18 protein-coding genes and 1 pseudogene are annotated in these 26,971 nt (G+C 72.9%); 8 read left to right on the top strand and 11 right to left on the bottom strand.

All coding sequences use genetic code 11. The annotated features are described in order from the left end of the window. Positions 1-5: 5 nt before the first annotated feature. Positions 6-3,377, bottom strand: a complete 3,372-nt coding sequence (locus RFN52_RS26710; protein WP_184849741.1) for an ATP-dependent helicase — start codon at positions 3,375-3,377, stop codon at positions 6-8. 265 nt (positions 3,378-3,642) lie between these two features. Next, a complete protein-coding gene (locus RFN52_RS26705; protein ID WP_311241063.1) occupies positions 3,643-4,032 on the bottom strand; it encodes an MGMT family protein in 390 nt (129 codons plus the stop codon). A gap of 186 nt (positions 4,033-4,218) precedes the next feature. Between RFN52_RS26705 and RFN52_RS26700 the strand changes: the two genes are divergently transcribed. The 3 genes from RFN52_RS26700 to RFN52_RS26690 all read left to right on the top strand — a co-directional run bounded on the left by RFN52_RS26700 (position 4,219) and on the right by RFN52_RS26690 (position 10,312). Further along, positions 4,219-6,948 carry a lysylphosphatidylglycerol synthase domain-containing protein gene (locus tag RFN52_RS26700; RefSeq protein WP_184849737.1) on the top strand — a complete coding sequence of 910 codons (2,730 nt, stop codon included), beginning with the start codon at positions 4,219-4,221 and terminating at the stop codon, positions 6,946-6,948. A 216-nt stretch (positions 6,949-7,164) separates the two neighbouring features. Then, a complete protein-coding gene (locus RFN52_RS26695) occupies positions 7,165-8,709 on the top strand; it encodes an alpha/beta hydrolase (protein ID WP_184849727.1) in 1,545 nt (514 codons plus the stop codon). 133 nt (positions 8,710-8,842) lie between these two features. Further along, the gene (locus tag RFN52_RS26690) at positions 8,843-10,312 is read left to right on the top strand and encodes an alpha/beta hydrolase (protein ID WP_184849725.1); all 1,470 of its coding nucleotides are present in this window, start codon (positions 8,843-8,845) and stop codon (positions 10,310-10,312) included. Between the two features lie 71 nt (positions 10,313-10,383). Here RFN52_RS26690 and moeZ read toward each other — a convergent pair whose 3' ends face one another. The 8 genes and pseudogenes from moeZ to RFN52_RS26650 form a co-directional block, all read right to left on the bottom strand. Then, entirely contained in the window at positions 10,384-11,562 is a 1,179-nt protein-coding gene (gene moeZ / locus RFN52_RS26685; protein WP_161363870.1) for an adenylyltransferase/sulfurtransferase MoeZ, read from the bottom strand. Positions 11,563-11,625: 63 nt separating this feature from the next. Then, on the bottom strand, positions 11,626-12,375 hold the full coding sequence (locus tag RFN52_RS26680; protein ID WP_184849723.1) for a spherulation-specific family 4 protein: 750 nt from the start codon (positions 12,373-12,375) through the stop codon (positions 11,626-11,628). Further along, positions 12,363-13,322 carry an NAD-dependent epimerase/dehydratase family protein gene (locus tag RFN52_RS26675; RefSeq protein ID WP_010047687.1) on the bottom strand — a complete coding sequence of 320 codons (960 nt, stop codon included), beginning with the start codon at positions 13,320-13,322 and terminating at the stop codon, positions 12,363-12,365. Before RFN52_RS26675 ends, RFN52_RS26680 begins: the two co-directional genes overlap by 13 nt. A gap of 135 nt (positions 13,323-13,457) precedes the next feature. Then, a complete protein-coding gene (locus tag RFN52_RS26670) occupies positions 13,458-14,987 on the bottom strand; it encodes a RodZ family helix-turn-helix domain-containing protein (protein ID WP_311241062.1) in 1,530 nt (509 codons plus the stop codon). Continuing rightward, a complete protein-coding gene (locus tag RFN52_RS26665; protein WP_184849721.1) occupies positions 14,984-16,771 on the bottom strand; it encodes a DUF3492 domain-containing protein in 1,788 nt (595 codons plus the stop codon). The genes RFN52_RS26670 and RFN52_RS26665 overlap by 4 nt, the downstream gene beginning before the upstream one ends. Positions 16,772-17,085: 314 nt before the next feature. Continuing rightward, a pseudogene (locus RFN52_RS26660) lies at positions 17,086-17,813 on the bottom strand (ABC transporter ATP-binding protein); the annotation flags it as partial. A 173-nt stretch (positions 17,814-17,986) separates the two neighbouring features. Beyond that, positions 17,987-19,360 carry a DUF3152 domain-containing protein gene (locus tag RFN52_RS26655; protein WP_184849719.1) on the bottom strand — a complete coding sequence of 458 codons (1,374 nt, stop codon included), beginning with the start codon at positions 19,358-19,360 and terminating at the stop codon, positions 17,987-17,989. Between the two features lie 464 nt (positions 19,361-19,824). After that, positions 19,825-20,871, bottom strand: a complete 1,047-nt coding sequence (locus RFN52_RS26650; RefSeq protein WP_184849717.1) for an alpha/beta fold hydrolase — start codon at positions 20,869-20,871, stop codon at positions 19,825-19,827. Between the two features lie 255 nt (positions 20,872-21,126). On the opposite strand from RFN52_RS26650, the gene RFN52_RS26645 reads away from it, so the two are divergent. The 4 genes from RFN52_RS26645 to RFN52_RS26630 all read left to right on the top strand — a co-directional run bounded on the left by RFN52_RS26645 (position 21,127) and on the right by RFN52_RS26630 (position 23,068). After that, entirely contained in the window at positions 21,127-21,351 is a 225-nt protein-coding gene (locus RFN52_RS26645) for an Rv3202a family protein (protein ID WP_184849715.1), read from the top strand. Positions 21,352-21,558: 207 nt separating this feature from the next. Further along, entirely contained in the window at positions 21,559-22,206 is a 648-nt protein-coding gene (locus RFN52_RS26640; protein WP_184849713.1) for a TetR/AcrR family transcriptional regulator, read from the top strand. Positions 22,207-22,344: 138 nt separating this feature from the next. Then, positions 22,345-22,572 carry a DUF3107 domain-containing protein gene (locus RFN52_RS26635; protein ID WP_030854792.1) on the top strand — a complete coding sequence of 76 codons (228 nt, stop codon included), beginning with the start codon at positions 22,345-22,347 and terminating at the stop codon, positions 22,570-22,572. Between the two features lie 226 nt (positions 22,573-22,798). Next, positions 22,799-23,068 (top strand): hypothetical protein, encoded by a 270-nt coding sequence (locus tag RFN52_RS26630; protein WP_184849711.1) that lies wholly within the window; start codon positions 22,799-22,801, stop codon positions 23,066-23,068. Positions 23,069-23,124: 56 nt separating this feature from the next. On the opposite strand, the gene RFN52_RS26625 is transcribed toward RFN52_RS26630, so the two are convergent. Beyond that, complete coding sequence (locus RFN52_RS26625; RefSeq protein WP_184849709.1) at positions 23,125-23,874, bottom strand: ferritin-like fold-containing protein; 750 nt, start codon at positions 23,872-23,874, stop codon at positions 23,125-23,127. A gap of 475 nt (positions 23,875-24,349) precedes the next feature. Here RFN52_RS26625 and RFN52_RS26620 point away from each other — a divergent pair, with 475 nt between their 5' ends. Continuing rightward, complete coding sequence (locus RFN52_RS26620) at positions 24,350-26,926, top strand: DEAD/DEAH box helicase (RefSeq protein WP_184849707.1); 2,577 nt, start codon at positions 24,350-24,352, stop codon at positions 26,924-26,926. Positions 26,927-26,971: the final 45 nt, after the last annotated feature.

Raw genomic sequence — 26,971 nt, 5'->3', positions numbered from 1 at the left:
ATAGCTCACTCCACGACGTGACGCCCCTCTTGCCGGGCGCTGCACGAGGCCCGGAACGCGCAGTGCGTGCAGTGCTGCCCGGCGGTCGGTGTGAACCGTTCGTCGAGGACCTTGCCGGCGGCGGTGGCGAGCAGGTCGCCGACCCACTCCCCCTCCAGCGGCTCCTGGGCCTGCACCTTGGGCAGGGTCTCGCCGCCGTCGCGTTTGGCCGCTCCCTGCCGGAGGTGGACGAGTTCGGCGCCGCCCGGCTCGGGACGCACGCCGTCGAAGGCCTCGTCGACGGCGCCCTCGCGGACGGCCAGCTGGTAGACGGCGAGCTGCGGGTGGCGCTCCACTTCCTTGGAACCGGGCGCCTGCTTGCCGGTCTTGAAGTCGACCACGTAGGCGCGGCCGTCGCCGTCGGCCTCGACCCGGTCCATCTGGCCGCGGATGCGCACCTGGTAGTCGCCCGCTTCGAGGGTGACGTCGAAGTCGTGCTCGCTGGCCACCGGGGTGCGCCCGGTGCGGTTCATGACGTGCCACTGGAGGAACCGTTCGAGCGCCACGCGCGCGTTGTCCTTCTCCTGGGCCGACTTCCACGGTGCGTCGAAGGCCAGCGCGTTCCACACGGAGTCGAGGCGCTCCATGAGGACCCCGAGGTCGGCCGGTGTGTGCCCGGAGGCGACCTCGTCGGCGAGGACGTGCACGACGTTGCCGAAGCCCTGGGCGGCCGTAGCGGGTGCGTCGGCCTTCACTTCGCGGCCCAGGAACCATTGCAGGGCGCAGGTGTTGGCGAGCTGGTCGAGGGCGCTGCCGGAGAGCACGACGGGCTGGTCGCGGTCGCGCAGCGGCACCTTGGACTCGGTCGGCTCGAACATGCCCCACCAGCGGTAGGGGTGCGCGGACGGCACCAGGGGGCGGCCGTCCTCGTCCGCGAGGGCGGCGAGCCGGGCCAGGCGGCGGGCGGCGGCCTCCCGGAGTGCGTCGGAGACGCGCGGGTCGACCGTCGTGGCCCGCAGTTCGGCGACGAGCGCCGCGACGGACAGGGGACGGCGCGGGCGCCCTGTGACGTCCTTGGGTTCGACGCCGAGTTCGGTCAGGAAGCGGGAGGGCTGGTCGCCGTCGTCCGCGGGGGCCTTGACCGCGGTGACGACGAGACGCTCGCTCGCGCGCGTGGCGGCCACGTAGAACAGGCGGCGCTCCTCGGCGAGCAGCGCACCGGGGGTGAGGGGTTCGGCGAGTCCGTCGCGGCCGATGCGGTCGGCCTCCAGGAGGGAGCCGCGGCGGCGCAGGTCCGGCCACAGGCCCTCCTGGACCCCCGCCACGACCACGAGGCGCCACTGAAGGCCCTTGGAGCGGTGCGCCGTCATCAGGCGGACGGCGTCGGGGCGTACGGTGCGCCGCGCGAGGGTGTCGGCGGCGATGTCCTCGGCGTCGATCTCCTCCAGGAAGTTCAGGGTGCCCCGGCCGCCGGTGCGTTCCTCTGCACGGGCCGCGGTGGCGAACAGGGCGCAGACGGCGTCCAGGTCGCGGTCCGCGTTGCGCCCGGCGGCGCCGCCCCGGCGGGCGGACCGTTCCAGTCGGGCGGGCCAGGGCGTGCCCTCCCAGAGGTCCCACAGGGCCTCTTCGGCCGTACCGCCGCCGGCCAGGCGCTCGCGGGCCTTGCGCAGCAGTGCACCGAGGCGCTGGGCCCCGCGCGCGTACGCGGGGTCGTGCACGGCCAGACGCTCCGGCTCGGCGAGTGCCTGCGCGAGCAGCACGTCGGAGGGCGGCGGCAGCGGGTTTCCGGCGGCCCGTTCCTCATCGCGCAGGGCGCGGCCGAGGCGGCGCAGGTCGGCCGCGTCCATGCTCGCGAGGGGTGAGGTCAGGAGAGTGAGGGCGGTCTCGGTGTCGAGCCAGGAGGCGGTCGGCTCCGCGTCGGGAGTACCGTCGGCCGCCGTGGTCCTCTCGGCAGTCCCGGCGGCCGCACCGTCGGCCGCCGTGTTCCTCTCGGCACCCCCGGCGGCCTCCGCCAGGGCCACCGCCCGCAACGCCGTCAGCAGCGGTGCCACCGCAGGTTCGTGCCGCAGCGGCACGTCGTCCCCGTCGCCGTCGACGGGGACGCCCGCCGCCGTGAGGGCGCGGCGGACCGTGGGGATGGTGCGGGAGCCGGCGCGCACCAGGACGGCCATGTCCTTCCACGGGACGCCGTCCTCCAGGTGTGCCCTGCGGAGGATGTCGGCGATGTTGTCCAGCTCCGTCCCCGACGTCGGGTACGTGTACGCCTCGACGCGGCCGCCGTCCCGTACGGGGGCGAGTTCGCGGTGGGCGCGCACCTTCTCGGCGGGCAGCCGGGTCAGCGGCATGCGCTGGGTGAGCAGCCGGGTGGCGGCCAGCAGACCGGCCCCGGAGCGGCGGGACGTGCGCAGCACGGTGACGGGGGCCGGGCGCCCGTCCGCGCGGGGGAAGGCGTGCGGGAAGTCCAGGATGCCGTTCACGTCGGCGCCGCGGAACGCGTAGATCGACTGGTCGGGATCCCCGAAGGCCACGAGCGTGCGGCCGCCGCCGGCCAGGGCGTCCAGCAGCCGTACCTGAGCGGGATCCGTGTCCTGGTACTCGTCGACGTAGACGGCGTCGTAGCGGGCGGCGAGCCACGCCGCGACCTCGGGGCGGCGGGCGAGGAGCACCGCGCGGTGGACGAGTTCCGCGTAGTCGATCACGCCCTGGAGGTCGAGCACGTCGAGGTACTCGGCGAGGAAGGCGGCCGCGGCGCGCCAGTCGGGCCGTCCCGTGCGGTGGGCGAAGGCGTCCAGGGCATCGGGCCCGAGGCCCAGTTCACGGCTGCGGGCCAGGACCGCGCGGACCTCGTCGGCGAAACCGCGGGTGGTCAGGCAGGCGCGCAGTTCGTCGGGCCAGCGCACGTGTGCGAGCCCGAGCCGTTCCAGATCCAGCTGGCCCGCGAGCATGTCGCGCACCGAGACGTCCTGCTCGGGGCCGGACAGCAGCCGCAGCGGCTCCACGAACAGGGCGCTGTCCTGGTGGGCGCGGACCAGGGCGTAGCAGAAAGAGTGGAAGGTGGTCGCCTGGGGAGCGCGGGCGGCCCCGGCCCGCCGGGCCATGCGGTCGCGCAGCTCGACCGCCGCCCGGCGGCTGAAGGTGAGCACCAGGACGCGCTCGGGGTCGCCGCCCCGGGCCACGCGCCCGGCCACGGACTCGACGAGGGTGGTGGTCTTGCCGGTGCCCGGACCTGCGAGGACGAGGAGCGGACCCGCCGTGTGGTCAACCACGGAGCGCTGAGCGGCGTCCAAACGAGGGGGGTCCATGCGGGCAGGAGGGGTACGTACCAGTCGGTAAGCGCCACGGTTCCCCCGCCGCACCCGGGGGTGCGACAGGCCGCTGGTGGAGGAAGAGGAGCTCACGTGGTTCGCCGGTTCTGGTGGAAGTACTGGTTGGGGGACACCGCGCGTGGCGGGCGGTGACCGCGGGGTGACGGAGGCACGCGCAGCCGACGCTACGCCGACGAGTGAGGCGGAAGCAGGGCTTCCCCTTCTTCCCACCGGTCACTCACAGCACTGCCGGCACTCGTGCCCCTCCACTCACGAACGTACGTCATGCCGCCGGTGTGCCCCGATTCCCCCGTACGGATCACGGGTCACACAGGAGGCCGTCCTATGGCGGAAGCTGTCAGGTGTGACCCTCCGCGCGATCACCGCCGTCCCACCGCGCCCGTCTCATGTCGATGCGCGGCAGGTGACCCTCGGCGGCGCGGCTCGCCTCCTTCAAGGGCGTGCCCTCCGCCCGGTAGTGTCCGAGCGCCCGTTGCTCGTGCCCCGGCAGCAGGACGCCGTCCGCGCGGACGACCCGCCACCACGGGGCGGCTCCCCCGTAGAGCGCCATCACCCGGCCGACCTGGCGCGGGCCACCTTGTTCCAGCCATTCGGCGACGTCCCCGTAGGTCATGACGCGGCCCGGCGGAATCAGTTCGGCGACGTCGAGGACGCGCTCGGCGTACTCGGGCAGCGCATGCGCGGGCTCGTCCGCGTACGGGCCACCCTCAGGGCTCTGCTCACTCATCCGCCCCATCCTGCCCGACCCCACCGACAACGGGCCGGGCGTGCTCCGGAGCGTTCTGCTCGCCCGGCAGGAGCGCGTCGGGCAGACTGTCCGCCCCCGCATGTGCACCCTGATTGCCCCGTGTGCCGGTGCGGCATGCCACCATCGTGCGGGCGGTGACCGGTGATACGAGACCAAGAAGAGACGATGAAGCAGCAGGGTGCGCACCCCGAGGACACGGAAGGCACCTCTGACGCTTCGTCGCGCCCGGGCACACCGGACGACGGCCCGAAGGGGGTCGCGAAGAAGAACCGCGCGGCCGCCGAGGAGCCCGACTTCGCGCACATCGACGAGGTGGAGGGCGACGAACCGCTGCTCCCCGCGCGCGTGCACCGCCCTTCCGACCTGATGCGCCTGCTGGTGGGCGTGCTCGCCGTCGCGATCCTGATCGGCATCGCGGCGTTCGCGCACGGCACCACCTCGGGCCTCGAACAGGACATCAACAAGGGCACCGGTCAGGCGCCCGACCTGCTCATCAAGATCGCAGGTCTGGCCTCCAGCATCGCGATCCTGCTGGTACCGGTCGCCTTCGCCATCGAGCGGCTGATCAAACGGGACGGACTGCGCATCGCCGACGGTGTGCTCGCGGCGGTCCTCGCACATGGTGTGACCCTCGCCACGGACCTGTGGGTGGCCCGGGCCGCCCCCGACTCGATCCAGGAGGCGCTCACCCAGCCCTCCCCCGGTGACATCCACGCCCTGACCGATCCCGTGCACGGCTATCTGGCCCCGGTCATCGCCTACATGACGGCCGTCGGCATGTCGCGCAGACCGCGCTGGCGCGCGGTGCTGTGGGTCGTGCTGCTCCTCGACGCCTTCTCGATGCTCGTCACCGGGTACACGACGCCGTTCTCGATCATCCTGACCGTGCTGATCGGCTGGACCGTGGCCTACGGCACGTTGTACGCGGTCGGCTCGCCCAACGTCCGCCCCACCGGACAGACGCTGATGGCCGGCCTGCGGACCGTCGGCTTCCGCCCCGTCAGCGCGTCCCGCGAGGACACCTCGGACAATCCGGATACCGGGGACCGAGGCCGGCGCTACTTCGTCACGCTGGAGGACGGCCCGCCCCTGGACGTGACAGTGGTCGACCGTGAGCAGCAGGCACAGGGCTTCTTCTACCGTGCCTGGCGCAACCTCACCCTGCGCGGCTTCGCCACCCGCAGCAGCCTCCAGTCGCTGCGGCAGGCCCTGGAGCAGGAGGCCCTGCTGGCGTACGCGGCGATCGCGGCCGGCGCCAACGCGCCCAAGCTGATCGCCACCTCCGAGCTCGGCCCCGACGCGGTGATGCTCGTCTACGAGCACAGCGGCGGACGCACCCTCGACTCGCTGTCGGACGAGGAGATCACCGACGACCTGATGCGCGACACCTGGCACCAGGTGAAGGCCCTCCAGTCGCGGCGCATCGCGCATCGCAGGCTGGTGGGCGACGCGATTCTGGTGGATCGTTCCGGCACGGTGATCCTCACCGACCTGCGCGTCGGCGAGATCGCGGCCGGTGATCTGCTGCTGCGCATGGACACCTCCCAGCTGCTCGTGACGCTCGGCCTCCGGGTGGGCGCCGAGCGGGCGGTCGCCTCGGCGGTGGGCGTGCTCGGTCCGGACGCGGTGGCGGACTGCCTGCCGATGCTCCAGCCCATCGCCCTCAGCCGCTCCACCCGCGCGACGCTGCGCAGACTGGCGCGTGAGCGGGCACAGCGCGAGCGCGACGCGGTCCTGGAGGCGTCCCGGCAGGCCAAACAGGCCCGTTTGGAGGGGGACGTGGGCGAAACGGCGCACGTCCCCGAGAAGCCCGACAAGAAGGCCGTACGGGCGGAGCAGCGGGCCGAGAAGCGGGCGATCGACGAGGCCGTGGAGGAGGCGCGCGAGGAGGACCTGCTCACGCAGATCCGGCACGCGGTACTGCGGATCAGGCCGCAGGCACCCGTCGAGCCGGCCCGGCTGGAGCGGGTGCGGCCGCGCACGCTGATCAGTTTCATGGCCGGCGCGATCGGCGCGTACTTCCTGCTGACACAGCTCACGCACATCGAGTTCGGGCCGCTCATCGCGAACGCCGAGTGGGGCTGGGTCGCCGCGGCCGTGCTGTTCTCGATGTGCAGCTATGTGGCGGCGGCGATGGCGCTGCTGGGATTCGTGCCCGAGCGGGTGCCGTTCGTACGGACCGTGGCGGCACAGGTCGCGGGATCGTTCGTGAAGATCGTCGCCCCAGCGGCGGTGGGCGGAGTCGCCCTGAACACGCGCTTCCTCCAGCGCGCGGGCGTGCGGCCGGGGCTCGCGGTGGCGAGTGTCGGCGCTTCGCAGCTGTTCGGGCTCGGCTGTCACATCCTGATGCTGCTGGCCTTCGGGTATCTGACCGGCACCGAGAAGACGCCGTCGCTGTCACCGTCCCGGACGGTCATCGCCGGTCTGCTGACGGTGGCGGTGCTCGTCCTCGTGGCGACGTCGGTGCCGTTCCTGCGCAAGTTCGTCGCCACGCGTGTGCGGTCGCTGTTCGCGGGTGTCGTGCCGCGCATGCTGGACGTGCTGCAGCGGCCGCAGAAGCTGGTCACCGGCATCGGCGGCATGCTGCTGCTGACCGCCTGCTTCGTGATGTGCCTGGACGCCTCGATCCGCGCGTTCGGCGACGAGTCGACGTCGATCAGCCTCGCCAGCGTCGCCGTCGTCTTCCTCGCGGGCAACGCCCTGGGATCGGCGGCGCCGACACCGGGCGGTGTGGGCGCGGTCGAGGCGACCCTGACGGTCGGTCTGATCGCCGTCGGGCTCCCGAAGGAGGTCGCGGCACCGGCGGTCCTGCTGTTCCGTCTGCTGACGCTGTGGCTGCCCGTGCTGCCGGGCTGGCTGGCCTTCAACCACCTCACGCGCAAGCAGGCTCTCTGACCCGACCGGGCCGAAAACAGGCCCTTCGCACGGTCAGCCGGGCAAGCATGGTGGTGGCGATCCCGGCCGTCCGTGCCGAGGGCCGTCCGTGCCGATGGCTGTTCGTGCCGATGGCCGCGCCGATGGCCCTCCGACCCCACCGAACCCTCTCGCCCCTCCTACCTCGTACGGCACGCGTCCCGCGCGGCCCGTCCGGTACCGCCGCAGGATGGAACCATGCCATCCCTCCTCCCACCGCGGGCCGCCGTCCTGACCGTCACCGCCCTGCTGCTGTCCACCGTGCTGGCGGGCTGCGGCGACGACGCCCAGGGCGAGGACGTGACGCGGCAGGAACTGAGCTGGAAGGCCTGCCCGGCCCCGGACGAGGCCCAGGGCGGAGGGGCCTCGCCCTCCCCTCTGCCGGACGACGGCGAGTGGCAGTGCGCCACCATGAAGGCCCCGCTCGACTGGGACGACCCGAAGGGCGACACGATCGGCCTCGAACTGATCCGGGTCAGGACGACCGGCGCGGAGAACGAACGCATCGGCTCGCTCATCTTCAACTTCGGCGGCCCGGGCGGGTCGGGCGTCACCTCGCTGCCCGCCTTCGCGGAGGGCTACGAGAAACTGCGCACCCGCTACGACCTGGTCAGCTTCGACCCGCGCGGGGTCGGCCGCAGCGACCCCGTGATCTGCGAGAACGACCAGCAGCTCGACGCCTACTTCCAGCAGGACGGCACCCCCGACGACGCGGCCGAACGCACCCGGCTCCTGGACAGCACCACGGAGTTCAACGACGCCTGCGAGCAGAACTCGGGGAAGATCCTTCCGCATGTGCGCACCACCGACGCGGCCCGCGACCTGGACCTGATGCGCCAGGTCCTCGGCGACGGCAAACTGCACTACTTCGGCATCTCCTACGGCACCGAACTGGGCGGCGTCTACGCCCACCTGTTCCCCCAGCGGGTCGGCCGCGCCGTGTTCGACGCCGTCGTCGACCCCACGCAGAACGCCGAACAGAGTTCGCTGGGACAGGCCAAGGGCTTCCAGCTCGCGCTCGACAACTTCGCCGAGGACTGCGTGTCGAAGACCGAGGAATGCCCGATCGGCGACAGCGCGCAGGACGTGAAGGACCGTATCGCCCGCCTGCTGGACGACCTCGACCGCAAGCCGATCGAGGGCATCTTCCCGCGCCAGCTGACCCAGACCGCGGCGACCAGCGGCATCCTGCAGGCCCTGTACTCGAAGGACCTCTGGGAATTCCTCACCGATGGCCTGGTGGAGGCCTACGACGGCAACGGCAGCACCCTGATGTTCCTCTCCGACACGATGAACGGACGCAGCGAGAACGGCGAGTACGACAACTCGGCCGCCGCCTTCACCGCCATCAGCTGCGCCGACGCCAAACCTCGCTACGACGCCGCCTACGTCGAGCGGCGACTGCCGGAGTTCCGGGCCGCCTCCCCCCTGTTCGGCGACTCCCTGGCCTGGGGCATGATCGGCTGCACCGACTGGGCCGTGGCCGGCGCCGCCGAGCATCCGGACGTGAGCGCTCCGGGCGCGGCACCCATTCTGGTCGTCGGCAACACGGGCGACCCGGCCACGCCGTACCAGGGTGCCCGGGCGATGGTGAACGCGCTGGGCCAGGGCGTCGGGGTCGAGCTGACGTACCGGGGTCAGGGGCACGGCGCGTACGACAGCAAGAACAAGTGCGTGCAGGGCGCGGTGAACGGCTATCTGCTGGACGGAAAGGTGCCGCCCACGGGGACCGTTTGTACCTGACATCCCAGCGGTCCGGGATACTCGCAGGTCAGAGGGTTATCCACAGGCCGAAACGGCCGAGACGGGATCTGCCTACCATGGCCTGACCGCCATCCGCGGCACGGAGCGGACGGCCTGCGAGGGGGGATGGGCAATGATGCGCTTCGTTCGGTGGACCGCTCTGGCGGCCGCCTCGGCCCTGCTGGCCGCGGGCTGCAGCGCCGGCTCGTCCGACGACGGCGGAAGCGGACTCTCGTGGGGCCGCTGCAAGGCCACCGCCGAAGGCCCCGCGCCGAGCAGCGACTGGCAGTGCGCGACGCTGAAGGTGCCGCTGGACTGGTCGGAGCCGGACGGCGAGACGATCGGCCTGGGGCTGATCCGCGCCAAGGCCCGCGGTGACGACCGCGTCGGGTCGCTGCTGTTCAACTTCGGCGGCCCGGGCGCCTCGGGCGTGTCCATGATGCCGTCGTATGCCCCGACCGTCTCCTCGCTCCGCGAGCGCTACGACCTGGTGAGCTGGGACCCGCGCGGCGTGGGCGCCAGCGAGGGCGTGCGGTGCCGGGGCGACAAGGAGATCCAGGCCGCCGAGTCGGTGGACGTCTCCCCGGACACCCCCGCCGAGGAGCAGGCGTACTTCGAGGACGCCGCAGACTTCGGCGAGGGCTGCCGGAAGAACGCCGGAGAGCTGATGGCGCACGTCTCGACCGCCGACTCGGCCCGCGACATGGACCGCATCCGGCAAGTCCTCGGCGACGCCAGGCTGAACTACTTCGGCATCTCCTACGGCACCGAACTGGGCGGCACCTATGCCCACCTCTTCCCGAAGAAGGTGGGCCGCATGACGCTGGACGCGGTCGTCGACCCCGGCGCCGACACCGTCGGCCACGCCGAGAACCAGGCCAGGGGCTTCCAGCGCGCGTTGAACGGCTACCTCGCATCCACGGGCCAGGACCCTGAAGAGGGCACACGCAAGATCGCGGACCTGCTGCGGCGGATCGACGCCCGGCCCCTGCCGGCGGGCACGCCCGGACGCAAGCTGACCCAGACCCTCGCGGTCACGGGCATCCTCCTGCCGCTGTACAGCAAGGACAGCTGGCCGACCCTGACCAGCGCCCTCGACGCGGCCGAGCGGGGCGACGGCTCGGAGCTGCTGGCCCTCGCCGACCGCTACAACGAACGCGATCCGTCCGGGCGCTACGGCACCACGACCCACTCCCAACGGGTCATATCGTGCCTGGACGACCGGCAGCGGCCGACGATGGCCGAGACGAAGCCGCTGCTGCCCCGGTTCGAGAGGATCTCCCCGGTCTTCGGCGCCTTCCTCGGCTGGGACACGGCCGGCTGGTGCCACGACTGGCCGGTGCCGGGGCAGCACGACACACCGGAGGTGAGCGCCCCCGGCGCGGCACCGGTCCTGGTGGTCGGCAACACCGGCGACCCGGCCACCCCGTACGAGGGAGCGCGGAGGATGGCCGACGAGCTGGGCAAGGGCGTCGGAGTGATGCTCACCTGGCGGGGCGATGGGCATGGCGCGTACGGCAGTGGGAGCGACTGCATCGACTCCACGGTGAACGCGTACCTGCTGGACGGCACGGTGCCGAAGGACGGCAAGGTCTGCTCATGACGACGGCGGGGGCTCCACGCACCCGTGGTGCGCGAAGCCCCCGCCGCTCGGAGAGGGAGGACCGGTGCGGCTCAGTACACCGGCTTGGACGGCTCGATCTGGTTGACCCAGCCGATCACGCCGCCGCCGACGTGCACCGCGTCCGAGAAGCCCGCGGACTTGAGGACCGCGAGGACTTCCGCACTGCGGACACCCGTCTTGCAGTGCAGGACGATCTTCTTGTCCTGCGGGAGGCTCTCCAGGGCGGTGCCCATGAGGAACTCGTTCTTCGGGATGAGCCGGGCGCCCGGGATGGCGACGATCTCGTACTCGTTCGGCTCGCGGACGTCGATGATGTCGATGCTCTCGCCGTCGTCGATCCACTCCTTGAGCTGCTTCGGAGTGATCGTGGAGTCGGCGGCCGCCGCCTGGGCCTCCTCGGAGACGACGCCGCAGAAGGCCTCGTAGTCGATGAGCTCGGTGACGGTCGGGTTCTCGCCGCAGACCGCGCAGTTGGGGTCCTTGCGGACCTTGACCTGGCGGTACTGCATCTCCAGGGCGTCGTAGATCATCAGTCGGCCGACCAGCGGGTCGCCGATGCCGGCGAGGAGCTTGATGGCCTCGTTGACCTGGATGGAGCCGATGGACGCGCACAGCACGCCCAGGACGCCGCCCTCGGCGCAGGAGGGGACCATGCCGGGGGGCGGGGGCTCCGGGTACAGGCAGCGGTAGCAGGGGCCGTGCTCGGACCAGAAGACGGACGCCTGTCCGTCGAAGCGGTAGATCGAGCCCCAGACGTACGGCTTGTTCAGCAGCACGCAGGCGTCGTTGACCAGGTAGCGGGTCGCGAAGTTGTCCGTGCCGTCGACGATCAGGTCGTACTGGCTGAAGATCTCCATCACGTTGTCGGCCTCGAGCCGCTCCTCGTGAAGGATCACGTTCACGTACGGGTTGATGCCCTTGACGCTGTCACGGGCGGACTCGGCCTTGGGGCGGCCGATGTCGGCCTGGCTGTGGATGATCTGGCGCTGCAGGTTCGACTCGTCGACCTCGTCGAACTCCACGATGCCGAGGGTGCCGACGCCCGCGGCGGCCAGGTACATCAGCGCCGGCGAGCCCAGGCCGCCGGCGCCCACACACAGCACCTTGGCGTTCTTCAGCCGCTTCTGCCCGTCCATCCCGACGTCGGGGATGATCAGGTGGCGGGAGTACCTGCGGACCTCGTCTACGGTGAGCTCGGAAGCCGGCTCGACCAGGGGTGGCAGCGACACGGGGACTCCGTTGGTCGGTCAATCACTACGGTTGTTCTCCCCGTAACAGTGCCATGCCCTTTTTCATTCCGAGACACCTGTTCCGACACGCGAGACGAATTCGTCCCAGTAGCCGGGCATGGCCTCCCAGGGGTCGGCGTCCCCGCCGCCGTCCGTGTGGTCCGTGATCCAGACCGTCGCGGCTCCCTGCCAGCGGGCGATGCACAGCGCCTCGGTCAGGTGGGGGCGGGGCACGCCATGGACGAAGTGGCAGAAGCGCTCGGGCGAATGGTCGGCGGTCCACTCGGCCACCTGCGACCAGCGGTAGTCGCTCCAGGGTCCGGAGAAGGTGACCAGCTGGTCGGCGAGCTCGATGTAGCCGGGGTGCGGGTGGATGCCGTGGCCGAGGACGATGTGGGCAGCGTCACGGATCACGCGGAGCGTGGCGACCGTGCGGCGGACCTCGGGCAGCCCGGCGTGGTCCGCCGGGCAGCGCTCCAGGAGGAAGCCGTCGACCTGGTACCAGTCGACGAACCGGTGGGCGTCCGAGACCAGCTCGCCGAAGTTGCGGGTGCCGTACCGGGTGTCGAGGCGGCCGAGGACGCGGACGCCCGCGTTGCGCAGCCGGCCGGCGGCCTCCAGGCAGTGCGGGTCGGGGCGGGCACCGGGGCCGTCGGACACGTTGAGGACCACCCAGTGCAGAGGGGTGCCGGGGCGGGTCAGCTCGCCCCACTCGGTGGGGGCGAGGAGGGGGTGCGCGTACCCGGGGACGCCGACGCCTGGGCGGAGTTCCGTGTCCGAGGTGTGCCGCCGGGATCTGGTCAGATGCGGCATGCCGCCTCCATCCAGATGTCGGCGAGGGACTCCTCCAGGCCGATCCGGGGACGCCATCCGAGCCGGTCGCGGGCGGTGCGCACATCGGCCTGCTGCCAGCTGCCGCAGCCGTCGGGGTACGGGTACGCGACGGGCGGCGCGTGGTCCGGGTCGGGGCGGGGGTGGCCGATGGCCGTGCGCAGGGCGCCGGGGGGACCGTCGAGTTCGTGGAGGGCCCCGCCGTATCCGGCGACCCGGGCGAGGACCGCGGCGGCGTCGCGCAGGCGCACCGCGCGACCGGAGCCGATGTTGATGACGCCCTGCGCGGCGGAGAGCGAGGCGGCGTGGACGGCACGGGCCACATCGCGGACGTCGACGAAGTCGCGCTGTGCGCCGAGGCCGCCGAGTTTCAGCTCGCCGTCGCCGGACTGCATGGCGCGGCGCATGGCCTCGGCGAGACGGCCGAGCGGGGAACCGGCCGGGGTGCCGGGTCCGGCCGGTGAGAAGACGCGCAGGACGACGGCGTCCAGGCCGGAGCCGAGGACCAGCTCGGTGGCGGCGAGTTTGCTGACCCCGTACGGACCGCCGGGCCGGGGCACGGCGTCCTCGGCGGTGGAGGAGCCGGGCTGGCTCGGGCCGTACTCCGCGCTGCAGCCGATCTGCACCAGCCGGGCACCGCAGCCGCTGCGGCGCAGCGCCTCGCAGACGGTGGCCACGGCGACGGTGTTGTGGCGGGTGAGTTCGCGGGCCCCGCCGCGGGTGGCGCCGGCGCAGTTGACGACGACACCGGGGTGGACCGCGTCGAGGAAGCGGGTGAGGGCGCCGGGACTGCCGGAGGCGAGGTCGAAGCGGACGTCGGCGTCGTCACCGCGGCCGAGGGCGGTGAGTTGCACGGCCGGGTCGGCGAGCAAGCGGTCGGCGACGAAGCGCCCGATGTAGCCGTTGGCTCCGATCAACAGGACTCTCATCGCGCGGCTCCCCATGTCGCCGGGGCTCCTGGGTGGGTGATCATGCGGTTTCTCCTCGGGGCGGAAAGGAAGGGAGCGGAAAGGAAGGGAGGGGGTGGGTGCCGCCCGCGGCGGCGGGGCCGGTATCCGGGGCGGTCACGGCGCGGGCTCCGGCGGTGCGTGGGCCGAGGCCCGGGTCAGCTTGCGGGTCGCGTGGACCAGGAGGGCCAGGGCCGCCGCTCCGCAGGCGAGCACGGGGACGCTCCCGGCGCCCCAGGTGGTGACGAGGGTTTCGACGGGGGTGGCGAGGAAGCCCAGAGCGGGGAGGCGGGAGGCGAAGACGGTGGCGAGGGCGCCCGCCTCGACCATGGCCGCCGCGGTGAGGACCACGGCGGGGGCGTAGGTGAAGCCGTGCGTGGTGAGGAGGCGGGCCAGGAAGAGGAGGGAGCCCAGGGCCAGGGCCTGCGCGAGGGCGGCGGGCTCGTCGAGGACTGCTGCGCAGAGGGTGAGCAGGCCGGCCAGGGCGCCCAGGAACAGGGCGAACGTGCCGAGCAGGAGGGGGCGTACGGCGGCGGCGAAGTCCTCCAGGCCGCGGCTGGCCCCGAGTCGGCGACGGGTGTGCACGGTGAAGAGGTGTGCGGCCCAGGCGGCGGGCGCGCAGGCCAGGGCGAGGGCCAGGGCCGGGGCGGCGGTGAGGGGCCAGGGGCCGTCGGCCGTGCCGGTGGGCAGGGCGTCGGGGCCTCCGGCGAGGGCGCTGTCGAGCAGGCCGTTGCCCAGGAGGGAGTAGGTGACGAGCCACAGGGTCCAGGGGGCGGTCCGGCCGGCGGCCGCGCCGGGTCGCGGTCCGGGCCGGTCCGCATCGGTCCTGCTGAGGGGACCTCGGCGCAGGGCCACGCGGAGTGCCAGGGCCACGGCGAGGGCACCGGCTGCGGCCGCGAGCAGGCGCGACCGCCCATGGGTGAGGTGCACGGCGGTCACGGCGGCGGCGCACAGCGCACCGGGCAGCAGGGTCAAAAGGGCCCAGCCGGCGCGCACCCGGGGCGTGACGGGTGGGGCGGGCAGGGGCGTCTCACCGTCGCGGGAGGCACGCGCGTACATCTCCTCGGCGAGGGAGAAGACGTCCCGGTGGCGGAAGCGGGCGGCGGTCCGGTCGGTGATGCCGTGCGCCTCCAGTCCCGCGGCGATCTCAAGGGGGTCCACCGCACGCTCGCAGAGCTGCCGGTGACGGTGCATCAGCGCCTTCACCGGGTCGACAGCGCCCCGACGCGGGGCGGACGCCTTGCGGCCGGCGGCCGGCTCCCGGGTTCCGGGCACCTTGAGGTCGGCGGCCGCCTCTGGTGCTGTCGGGTCCGTGACGGCCGAGTCCGTCGTGACCGAGTGCGCCGTGGCCGCGTTCGTCGTGACCGAGTGCGCGCTGGCCGCGTCCGTCGTGACCGAGTGCGCCGTGGCCGCGTTCGTCGTGACCGAGTGCGCGCTGGCCGCGTCCGTCGTGACCGAGTGCGCCGTGGCCGCGTCCGTCGTGACCGAATCCGTTGCTGCCGAATCCGTCGTTGCCGAGTGCGTCGTGGCCGAATCCGCCGTGGCCGAATCCGTGATCGTCGTGGCCGGTTCCTTCTGCGGGCGGAGACCCCGAACCCCAGGGCCGGTCGGGGTTCCCGGACGGTTCAGTTCGCCCAAGTCGCTCATCGGGCGCCCTCCGGGGCGGGGAGGGGAGTGGTCGCGCGCACGGGCCTGCTCGCAGCCCAGCCGGGGCCACTGCGGGCGGCGAGGCTGGGGGACGCGGCGGTCCAGCGGACGGGCACATGGGCTTCGGCGGGAACCGCGAACGGCAGCGGCTCTCCCGTTCCGTCGAGGAGGTCCCGGCGGACGGGTGCCCGCGAGACGATCTCCAGGTAAATGCTGTGAAATGCCTCGATGTTCTGCTCGACCGTGAACAGTTCGAGGGCCCGGGCACGAGCGGCGGCTCCAAGGCGCGCACGCCGCTCGGGGTCGCGCAGCAGCGCCACGCACGCCTCGGCGAGCGCCTGCGGATTGCGCGGCGGTACGACGAGCCCCGTGCCGCCGATGACCTCCACGACCGCGCCGACGTCCGTAGACACCGTCGCGCGACCGCAGAGCATGGCCTCCACGAGGCCGACGGGGAAACCCTCGACGACGCTGGAGAGGACGGTCACGGCGCCCGAGGCGTAGGCGTCGGCGGCGGCCGGAAGTTCAGGGCCACCGGTCTCCTCGAAGGACACCGGGTTGTCTCCGACGGCGTGCGGGCCCTCGGCCTCGTCGGGGAAGAGCTGGGCGGCCAGTGTCCTGCAGTGACCGAGGTAGGCCGCACCCTCGGGGCCGACGGGCGTGCCGACGATACGCAGCCGCGTCCCCGGCGACTGCTTGCGGACCTCTGCGAAGGCGTGCAGCAACGAGACCAGGTCCTTGGCGGGCTCGACGCGTCCGACCCAGACCAGGGTGTCGGGGTCGGCGCAGTCCGGGGACTCTCCCACCTCGGCGAAAGGCCGGGCGTTCATGCCGGGGTAGACCGTGCGGAGCTTCTCGCGCTCGGCACCGCAGCGCTCCTGCCAGCGGCGGGCGTGGGTGTTGCCGGCGGTGACGACCTCGGCCCGCCTGTAGGCCTCGGCCGCGAGCCGGCTCTGGAAGGCCGCCAGCAGGGACCGTACAGCGGGCGGCGCGTCCGGAGAGTTGAGGTAGTGCGTCCGCAGACGCACGCCGTACTCGGTCACCATCAGGGGCACGCCGGTGAAGTGCCGGGCCAGCAGGCCGGGCAGGGCTGCCGTGCCGCCGGACGCGGCGTGGCAGAGGTCGACCGCACCGAGCCCGTCGTGCTCGTACCAGTCGAGGGAGAGGGGGCGCAGGGCGCTTTCCAGGTGTGCGGCGACGGTGAGCAGGTCCGGTACGCGCGCCTCACGCGCCGTGCGATGGGCGCCGGGCGCGCGGCAGGCGCGTTCCAAGGTGCGTACGGCGGCCTCCGACCGGAGGGCTCCTGTCAGTCCGCCCTCCTCGCGGGCGAGTTCGGCGAGCCCGTACAGGGCGTTGGCGAAACGGTCCGCCTCCGAGGTCGGAGCCTCTCCGGGGGCACTGGAGGCACTTGCCGAGTCCCCCCGGGCAGCGTCGGAGACATCCCCGGAGATCCCCCCGACAGCGCCGGAGACATTCCCCGATGAAGCTCCCGGCACCCCGCACAGCACGGCGGCCAGTTCCCCGAAGCACTCGGTGAACCGCCGGCGTGCGCGGCGCCCGAGCGCCACCTCGTCGTCCTCGCCCATCCACAGCGGTGCGGTGCGCACCCTGCGGACGTTCCGTGGCAGCGGGATCCAGCCCTCGTCCTCCTGGTGCCGGCTGCGGCTGAGCGCGTAGACGTCGAACTCGTGCTGGGCGAGTCCGTGCACCAGCCGGTCGCACCAGAGCCTGGCGTCACCGCTCACATACGGATAGCCACCTTCCGTAAGCAGTCCGATGCGCACGAGTGCACCCCCGATCTCCCGTATGGGGAGCCGCCGTTGCCCGGCGGCTCGCAGCGGGACGAACGTATGCGGACAAGGCGGTGGTGCGACGGACGGTTGTCCGTCGCACCACCAAAAGGGGTGAACGGTCGTAACTTTCCCGTGCGGGTCGCGTTCTGTCGCGCTAGGAGATCAAGCGGACACAGATCGTCATGCCGCGGCTAACTCCCGTCCCCGCGCCCCGTGCCACACCGCCGCCGACTCCCGACGCATCGCCCCGTGCCACACCGCCGCCGACTCCGACGCCGCGCCCGGCGTCGCGCGGCGGCCTCCGGGTCCAGCGCCGGCACGGCGGCCAGCAGCTCCCGGGTGTACGGCTCGGCCGGTGCGCCCAGCACGGCGGTGACCGGGCCGTGCTCGACGGCCTTGCCGTGCCGCATCACCGGCACCTCGTCGACGCTCTCGGCGGCGACGCCCACGTCGTGCGTGACGAGCAGCAGGTGCCGGTCTCCTCGCGCAGCGTGTGCAGCAGGTCGAGGACCTGCGCCTGGACCGTCACGTCGAGGGCGGTCGTCGGCTCGTCGGCTCGTCGGCGATCAGCAGCCGGGGTTCGCACGCGAGCGCCATGGCGATCAGGGCGCTGGCGCATGCCGCCGCTGAACTCGTGCGGCCGGGACCGGGACCGCCGGGCCGCGTCCGGGATGCCCACCCGGTCCAGGACCTCCACGGCACACGCGCGTGCCGCCCGCCGGGACACCCGCGCGTGCATGCGGTACACCTCGGCGATGTGGTCGCCGATCGCGTAGTAGGGGTCGAGGGAGGACAGCGGATCCTGGAACACCATCGCGGCCCGCCCGCCACGCAGCAGCCGCAACTCCTCGTCGGAGGCCCGCCGCACGTCGGTGCCGGCCACCTCGACCGAGCCCTCGACCCGCGCGCCCGTGCCGCGGTGCAGGCCGAGCAGCGCGGACGCCACGGTCGACTTGCCGGATCCGGACTCGCCGACCAGGGCCAGGGCGGCGCCCTCCTCCAGGCGGAAGGAGAGGCCGTCGACGGCGCGCAGCGCCGATGACCAGGACCATGCCGACCACGACCGGCAGGTAAGGGTGAGGGTCTGTGCCCGCACGATCCGGGCGATGTTGCCCCAGCCGATCAGGCCGATGACGAGCGCGACGAGCACCGGCCGCGGGAAGCGGCATGTCAACGCGAGCCGCGCCACACCGGCGCTGGCGCCTGTCAACTCCCGGGATAGGGCCAGGCGTTGGCGCGGCAGTGGATGCCGTCGTGGTCGAGGAACTTGGTCTGCTGCTGCATGACAGGCGCGAGGTCGCCGTCCTTGTCGCAGGTGACGTGGCCGTAGCCGAGGCGGTGGCCGACCTCGTGGTTGATCAGCATCTGCCGGTAGGCGTGGATCTTGGCGTCGCCGTAGGTCTCCGAGCCCTGCGCCCACCGGTAGGCGTTGATCATCACGCGCTCGGTCGCGGCCGAGTCACAGGAGACGTTGTCCTGGGTGGTGTCCAGGCCCGATTTGGCGCACCAGTCGGCGGTCGTGCCGGGGCTGGCGAGAGTGATCACGAAGTCGGGCTTGCCGGAGTAGATGCGCTCGAAGGTGCGGGCGCCGTTGTGGGCCCAGCTGCGCTGGTCGTTGAGCGTCTGCTGCACGGCCTCGGCGAACAGTGCGCCGTCCAGCCCGAGTCCCTGCTCCACGTCGACGCGGTAGGTGAACTTCTGCCCGGCACCCGGCGCCTCGGCGATGCCGGGGACGGCGTCGAACTTCCCGGGGCCCCTGAGCTTGGCGCCGAGCGGGTACGTCCGGCTCATCTTCTCGTCGTACGTCAGCGGCTTGACCTCGGGGGCGGGAGCCCGGCCGTCCGCGCGGGACGCGGAGTCCCGGACGTCACGGGCCTGGTCGGGGGCGGACTGCGACTGCACGCCGGCGCCGCCGGGGTCGTCGGCGACCTGGCCGGCGACGACGACGGCCAGCACGGTGGTGACGGCCGCGGCCGCGATGCCGGTGAAGGCACGGCCCTTGCCGCCCTTGCCCGGCGCGGGCTCGCCGGTGGGCTTCGCGTCGTCCTGGCCACCGGACCCGGACCCGGAGTCGGCGGCGGTGCCGACGCTCCAGTCCGTGACGGAGGCGTAGGCGTCCGCGGCGTGCGCGGAGGCTGGCGTACGGGGCGCGAAGACGTCGTCCTCCTCGTCGACGAAGGCAGCGAGATAGTCCTGCCGCGGCCCGGGCACGGATGCCCGGCGCTGCCGCGGTATGGGAGCACCGACTTCAGCGGGTGCCCCGCCACTCCCTCTCAACTCACCCCAGCCGCCCCCGGCTTCGCGCTGCTCGGGATGCCCGCCACGGGCTTGCGGAAAGCCGTGCGCGGGCGTGCCGTCGGGCAGCCGCGGCACTCCACGCGGCGGCGTGCCACCGGCCACCCGGGGCATCCCGCGCGCGGGAGTCCCGTCGGGGAGCCGAGAAACGCCCTGCCCGGGGGCCCCATCGGCCGGCCTCGGCACACCATGCGCAGGAGTCCCGTCCGGCAACCGCGGAACACCCTGCACAAAAGCCCCGTCGGCCGGCCCCGGCACACCACGTGCGGGAGCCCCACCGTGCATCCTCGGCCCACCGGACCCCGGAGCCCCGTCCGCCACCCGCGGAAAACCCTGCGCAGGAGTCCCGTCCGGCAACCGCGGAACACCCCGCGCCGGAGTCCCGTCCGCAAGGCGCGGCACCCCGCGCACCGGCGTGCCGTCCGGCAGGCGTGGGAGGCCCTGGGGCGGTGTGCCGTCCGGGTGCCAGCCGTCGGGGAGGCGCGGCATGCCGTGCGGCGGCGGCGCCCCCTCCGCCGGCGCGGGCCGCGGCCCCGGCACCCTGCGCGGGCCCTGCGACGGCCAGCCGCCCTGCGGGGCGCCGGGCGGTGCGGTCCTGGCTCCACGGCCGGCGTCCGGCGCCTGGCCCGGTCCCTGGCCTTGCTTCTGACCCTGCGCGGCCCCGGTCCGGCCGTCCCGTACTGCGGTTGTGTCCGCGCTGTCGCCCTTGGCGACCGGTCCGCGGCGGCTGTGGCGTCCCACGTCGCGCCTCAGCCCCCCATGCTCTCGTCAGTGCCTTCTTCGTCGACGGCTTCGCCCCCGGCGTTCGCCCGGCCGGCCCGCCTCGCTCGCTGCGTGCCCAACTCTCCCGCGTCTTCGAGGAGTTCACGAAACGCCAGAGCCACCGTCTCCGGGTACTCCATCATCGCCACATGACCCGCGTCGGGCAACGTCACCAGCCGGGAGTCGCGGAAGGCCCGGGCCGCTTTCTGGGCCATGCGGAAGCCGACGAGCTGGTCGCGGCCGCCGTAGACGAGGAGGGTCGGCGCGAGGACCCGTTCGGCCTGGCGCCACAGCCCCTGCTGGCCACCCAGGGTGTACGCGTTGACGATCCCGCGCGCGGAGCGCGCCATCGCGTCCCAGAAGTACGGCAGCCGCAGCCGCCGCTCCATCTCCTGCACGGCGTTGCGGAATCCTTCCGGCGTCACCCGCCCGGGGTCCCCGTAACACAGCGCCATCACGCCGCGGACCCGCTGCTCCGCCGTCCACTCCCGGGTGAGCCGGGTGAACAGCAGGGCGACTCCGGGCACCGCCAGCAGCCCCGTGGGCACGGCGGCACGCTGCACTCGGATCTCCGGCAGGGCGGGTGACACGAGGGTGAGCGTACGGACCAGATCGGGCCGGACCGCGGCGACACGTGTGGTGATGGCGCCGCCGAGCGAGTTCCCGAACAGGTGCACGGGGCCGCGCCCGGAGGCGTCCAGATAACGGATGACGGCGCGCGCGTGGCCCGTGACGGAGTAGTTGCCGTCGTCCGGTGGCGGGGAGTCGCCGAAGCCGGGCAGGTCGAGGGCCTCGCCGTCGACGACGCCGTCCTGCAGCGCCATCAGCGCCGACCAGTTCTGCGAGGAACCGCCGAGCCCGTGCACGTACAGCGCGGGCGGCAGCCCCTCGCGCGCGGGCGGCCTCGACCGGACCGTCAGCGTGACGCCGGGCAGCTCGACCGACCGCAGGCGCTCACCCTCCGCGACCCGGACGGTCCCCACCTTCGGCAGCACATTGGCGGGCGGCACGAACGGCAGCTCGGTCGAAGACATGCGGCAATGTTACGAGACGATCACGCAGTGACTCATGTGTTCGCCTGTGTTCGCCGTCACAGGATTCGGCCCGTTGAGGGGGCGGGAGAGGAGGCACCCGGGCGCACGTGGGTAGCAGTCAACGGGATGAGCACTGTGTCACGTCCCGGACGCGGATCGCATAGCGTCCGGATCGGGTGTCTCCTAGGCTCGTACAGAGGGCACCCGCGTGTGGCCCCTGCATTCCCAGGGACGTTCGTAGGAAGGGAGCCCAGCATGGCCGTAGACCCCACCGACCCCGAGACGTTCGAGGCCGAGGACGCGCCGGAGGCGCAGGAGTTCGACGTCGAGGCCCCCGAAGTCGACGCGGCCGAGCAGCAGGCGGACATCGCGCCGGACCGCGACGACCCGCTGACCGGTCTCGACCCGGACCGGGCCAACGAGGCCGACCTGGTGGAGCAGGCCCGGATCGTCTCGCTCGACGAGGACGACTACCGGTGACACTCGCCGCCGACGGGCGACGAGCAGCTTCCCCGAACAGGAAAGAGGCAGCATTTTGCCCGCTCTGACCCTGTTTGAAACCTTCGCAACCGCTTTCGCAACCGTCCGGTCCGTGAAATTCTGCGTTCTCACCGCGCACACCACGGTTACCGAAAAGTACGATGGCGACGCGGCCAGATCCGCACGTGGACGACTATGGGAGGCGGCGTGACAGCCATCGAGCAGACAGAGGCGGTTCGCCCGCGGGGCACACGCCTGCCGCGCCGTGCCCGACGCAACCAGCTCCTGGGTGCCGCCCAGGAGGTCTTCGTGGCCCAGGGCTACCACGCGGCCGCGATGGACGACATCGCGGAGCGCGCGGGCGTCAGCAAGCCGGTGCTCTACCAGCACTTCCCGGGCAAGCTCGACCTCTATCTCGCGCTGCTGGACCAGCACTGCGAGTCGCTCATCCAGTCCGTACGGAACGCGCTTGCGTCGACGACCGACAACAAGCAGCGCGTCCGGGCGACGATGGACGCCTACTTCGCCTACGTAGAGGACGACGGCGGCGCGTTCCGCCTGGTCTTCGAGTCGGACCTGACGAACGAGCCCGCCGTGCGCGAGCGCGTCGACAAGGTCACGAACGAGTGCGCGGAGGCGATCTGCGACGTCATCGCCGAGGACACCGGCCTGTCGCGCGCGGAGTCGATGCTGCTCGCCTCGGGCCTGGGCGGCCTGGCCCAGGTGGTGGCGCGGTCCTGGCTGCACAGCGACCGCAGCGTGCCGCGCGACCAGGCCGTACAGCTGCTCACGTCGCTGGCGTGGCGCGGCATCGCGGGCTTCCCGCTGCACAGCATGGACCAGCCGCACCACTGACGACAGGCGCTTTGTTCCCGCCCGGTGTTCGCTCGTGGCGTTCTCGGGCGGAGCATGTACGTCCCCTCACCGGGCTAATGTGTGCTGCGTACGGCGCGGAAGGTCGCGCACATCACTGACCGTCGGAGGGACATAGCCGTGGAGGTCAAGATCGGCGTGCAGCACGCGCCCCGCGAGATCGTTCTGGAGAGCGGTCAGACTGCCGAGGAGGTCGAGCGCGTGGTCGCCGAGGCACTGGCCGGCAAGTCGCAGCTGCTGAGCCTGGTGGACGAGCACGGCCGCAAGCTCCTCGTCCCGGCCGACCGTCTCGCGTATGTCGAGATCGGTGAGCCGGCCCCGCGCAAGGTGGGCTTCGGCGCGCTGTAGGCGCATACGCGAAGGGGGCGGAACGGCTTCGGCCGTTCCGCCCCCTTCGCGTTCCCGGGCCCCTTCGCGTTCCCGGGCCCCTTCGCGTTCCCGGAACCCTTGCGGCACACCGCTTCCTCCACGGATGGAGCACAAGTCGCCCACAGGGGCGGTTGGATTCCGCAGGTCAGGGGTAAGACGGGCTACGAACGATCTGAGCAGCCGGCAGTGTGGGAGGGACCCCGACATGCTCCTGGAAGTGCTGAGCTCCGCGATCCTCGGCCTGGCTCTGGCATGGGCGGCCGCACACCGCCTGTCGCACCGCCTCCCGGACCGCCCCATGGTGCTCTCGACCGGTGTGGCCGGCGCCCTCTTCGGGGCCTTCGTCATGCACAGCGCGCTGGACGCCGGGCACGTGCTGCTCGTCCTGCTCGGTGCGGTGATCGTCTCCGTGGCCTCGCTGTCGCTGCTGCTGCGCCCCGCGGGAAGACTGCGCCGCCGGTCGGCGACCGCCTGAGGGGTCGCCGACGGCGGCGGCGCTGACTTCTACGCGGGCGGGCCGGCCGCGGAGCGTCAGGCAGCCAGCCCCAGCGCGGCCATCCGCTTGGTGTGGGCCTCGGTGATCCGGGAGAACATCTTGCCGACCTCGGCGAGGTCGAAGCCGTCCGCGACGCCGCCCACCAGCATGGTCGACAGCGCGTCCCGGTCGGCGACCACCCGCTGGGACTGCGACAGGGCCTCCCCCATCAGCCGCCGCGCCCACAGCGCGAGCCGCCCGCCCACACGCGGGTCGGCGTCGATCGCGGCTCGCACCTTCTCCACGGCGAAGCCGCCGTGCCCCGTGTCGTCGAGCACGGCCAGCACCAGATTGCGGGAGTCGGAGTCCAGCCGGGCGGCGACCTCCCGGTAGAAGTCGCTGGCGATGGAGTCGCCGACGTAGGCCTTGACGAGGCCCTCCAGCCAGTCCGAGGGGGCCGTCTGCTTGTGGAACCCGTCGTACGCGGCGACGAACGGCTCCATCGCCCGCGTCGGCTCCTCCCCGATCTCGGCGAGCCGGTCGCGCAGCCTCTCGAAGTGGTGGAATTCCGCCGACGCCATCTTCGCCAGCTCCGCCTTGTCCGCCAGCGTCGGCGCCAGCTTGGCGTCCTCCGCGAGCCGCTCGAACGCCGCCAGCTCCCCGTACGCGAGCGCACCGAGCAGGTCCACGACCGCGGCGCGGTACTGCGGGTCGGCGGAGGCCGTCGCCCAGTCCCGGGCGGCGACCGAGGTCGGTTCGGCGGCGGCGGCGTCCGAGGCGTTCTCAGGCTTGTCAGAGCTCGTCATGAAGCGCAGAATAGTCTGCCCGCCGGGGGGCGTAAGGCCCTGGTCAATCACTGTGACGACGACTACGTGACCGAATCGGCCATCGCATGTGCGCGATTCCGGGGTATGGTGGTAATGCGCCTGCTGGTACGTCGACGTACCTCGACAGGCCGCACGTATGAGGATGCCCGGTCGGTGGCCCGATCGGCTCCGACCCGACAGCCCTCCCCGGCCGTCCGCCCCAGTGCGTACGAGTCCCGGAGGGGGACACCCTCAGCGGCACGAGCGCTAGAGCGTCGGCGCGGTCCCGTGCTCTACGGCCCGCCCGTAGGCAGCCGACGTCCCCGGCACGGTCTGACACGACCCCGCGCTCGCCTCGCGCCGCCCACACAGAAGAGGCAGCACCCTGACTACGTTCCGAGAGCTCGGAATCCTCCCCGAGACCGCCGAGGCCCTGGAGGCCGTCGGCATCATCACCCCCTTCCCCATCCAGGAGATGACGCTTCCCGTAGCCCTCTCGGGCAAGGACGTCATCGGCCAGGCCAAGACCGGCACCGGCAAGACGCTGGGCTTCGGTCTCCCGCTTCTGGAGCGCGTCACCGTCCCCGCCGACGTCGAGGCCGGACGCGCCGAGCCCGAAGACCTCACCGAGGCCCCGCAGGCGCTCGTCGTCGTCCCCACGCGCGAGCTGTGCACGCAGGTCACCAACGACCTGCAGACCGCGGGCAAGGTGCGTAACGTCCGCGTCCTCGCCATCTACGGCGGCCGGGCCTACGAGCCCCAGGTGGACGCCCTGAAGAAGGGCGTCGACGTGGTCGTCGGCACCCCGGGCCGGCTCCTCGACCTCGCCGGGCAGAAGAAGCTGAACCTGAAGCACGTCAAGAGCCTGGTCCTCGACGAGGCCGACGAGATGCTCGACCTGGGCTTCCTGCCCGACGTCGAGAAGATCATCAACATGCTGCCGGTGCGGCGCCAGACCATGCTGTTCTCGGCCACCATGCCGGGCGCGGTCATCGGACTGGCCCGCCGTTACATGTCGCAGCCCACGCACATCTCCGCCACCTCGCCGGACGACGCGGGCGCGACGGTCGCGAACACCAAGCAGTTCGTCTACCGCGCGCACAACATGGACAAGCCCGAGATGGTGGCGCGCATACTGCAGGCCGACGGCCGGGGACTGGTCATGGTCTTCTGCCGCACCAAGCGCACGGCGGCCGACCTGGCCGACCAGCTCAAGCAGCGCGGCTTCGCCTCCGGCGCGGTCCACGGCGACCTCGGCCAGGGCGCCCGCGAGCAGGCCCTGCGCGCCTTCCGCAACGGCAAGGTGGACGTGCTCGTCTGCACCGACGTCGCCGCCCGCGGCATCGACGTCGAGGGCGTGACGCACGTCATCAACTACCAGTCGCCTGAAGAGGAGAAGACGTACCTGCACCGCATCGGCCGGACCGGCCGCGCGGGCGCGAAGGGTACGGCGATCACCCTGGTCGACTGGGACGACATCCCGCGCTGGCAGCTGATCAACAAGGCGCTGGACCTGGGCTTCAGCGACCCGCCGGAGACGTACTCCACCTCTCCGCACTTCTACACCGACCTCGGCATCCCCGAGGGCACGAAGGGCGTCCTGCCGCGCTCGGAGCGTACGCGCGCCGGGCTGGACGCGGAGGAGCTGGAGGACCTGGGCGAGACCGGCGGCCGGGGGCCGCGCGGTCGCGGCGGCCGAGGTGGCCGCGGCGACCGGGACGAGTCCCGTTCGGCCGACCGCGAGCGCTCGTCACGTACGCCGCGTCGCCGCCGTCGTACGCGCGGCGGGGCCGCGGTGGACGGGGCTCCCGAGTCCGCCGGCACCACCGCGCCGGAGAGCACGGTCACCGGCGGTGCCGCCGAGGCGGACGCCGTCACGGCTCCGCGCACCCCGCGCCGGCGTCGCCGCACCCGTGGCGGGGCCCAGTCCGAGGCGGCCCCGGTCACGGCGGTCGAGTCCCCCGTGTCCGAGCAGGCGGAGACCGCCGTCGCGACGGCGGAGGGCACGGCAGCCGAGGCCCCGGAGGCGGCCGCGAAGCCGCGCCGGCGCCGTACGCGCCGCTCGGAGACGCCTGCGGTGGAGACCGAGGCCGCGGTGACGCCGTCGGCCCCGGAGCAGGCGACCGTCGTCGAGGCCGCCGCGGAAGCGGCGCTGCCCGAGGCCGCCGCCAAGCCGCGCCGCCGCACCCGCAAGGCCACGGCGGCGTCCGCGGCCGAGTCGGCCGTCGACACCGCCGAGGGCGCCACCGAGGCCGCTGCGGAGCCGGCGGAGACGAAGCCGCGGCGTACCCGCAAGACGGCCGCGAAGGCCGAGGCGAGCGTCGACACGGCCGAGGCCAAGCCGCGCCGCGCTCGCAAGACGGCCGCAGCGGCGGAGGACAGCGCCGAGACGGCCGAGGCGAAGCCCCGGCGTACGCGCAAGACGACGGCAGCGGCGGCCGAGGCCGCCGTCGACACGGCCGAGGCCACCGAGGCCAAGCCGCGCCGCCGTACCCGCAAGACCGCCGAGGCCGCCGGGGCCACGGCCCTGGCCGAGGCCCCCGAGGCCGCGGAGACCAAGCCGCGCCGCACCCGCAAGGCCGCCGCCCCGGCGGAGGACGCCGTCGACACGGCCGAAGGTGCGGAGGCCAAGCCGCGCCGCACCCGCAAGACGGCCGCGGCGGCCGTTGCCGAGATCCCGGCCCAGACGGCTCAGGAGCCGGAGGCCGCCGAGGCCAAGCCGCGCCGCACGCGGAAGGCAGCCGCTGCCGCCCCGGACGCGGAGGCCGCCGAGGCCAAGCCGCGCCGCACGCGGAAGACCGCCGCAGCGGCCGAGGCCGCCGTCGACACGGCCGAGGGCACGGAGGCCAAGCCGCGCCGCCGCACCCGCAAGGCCGCCGAGCCCGCCGAGATCCCCGCACAGGCGGATCAGGAGCCGGAGACCGCCAAGCCGCGCCGTACGCGCAAGGCGACGGCCGCCACGGCTGCCGCCTCGGAGGACGCGGCGGAGGCGAAGCCCAGGGTCCGCCGCACCCGCAAGGCCACGGCCGCCGCGGAGCCCACGGAGGGCTGACACACCCCTCTTCGACGGCCCGGCCCCCTCACGGGGAGCCGGGCC

Source organism: Streptomyces collinus (genome assembly GCF_031348265.1).
In the GTDB taxonomy this organism is placed as follows: Bacteria; Actinomycetota; Actinomycetes; order Streptomycetales; family Streptomycetaceae; genus Streptomyces; species Streptomyces collinus.
The sequence above is the reverse complement of the archived record's forward strand: the minus strand, read 5'-3'. Positions and strand labels throughout refer to the sequence as shown.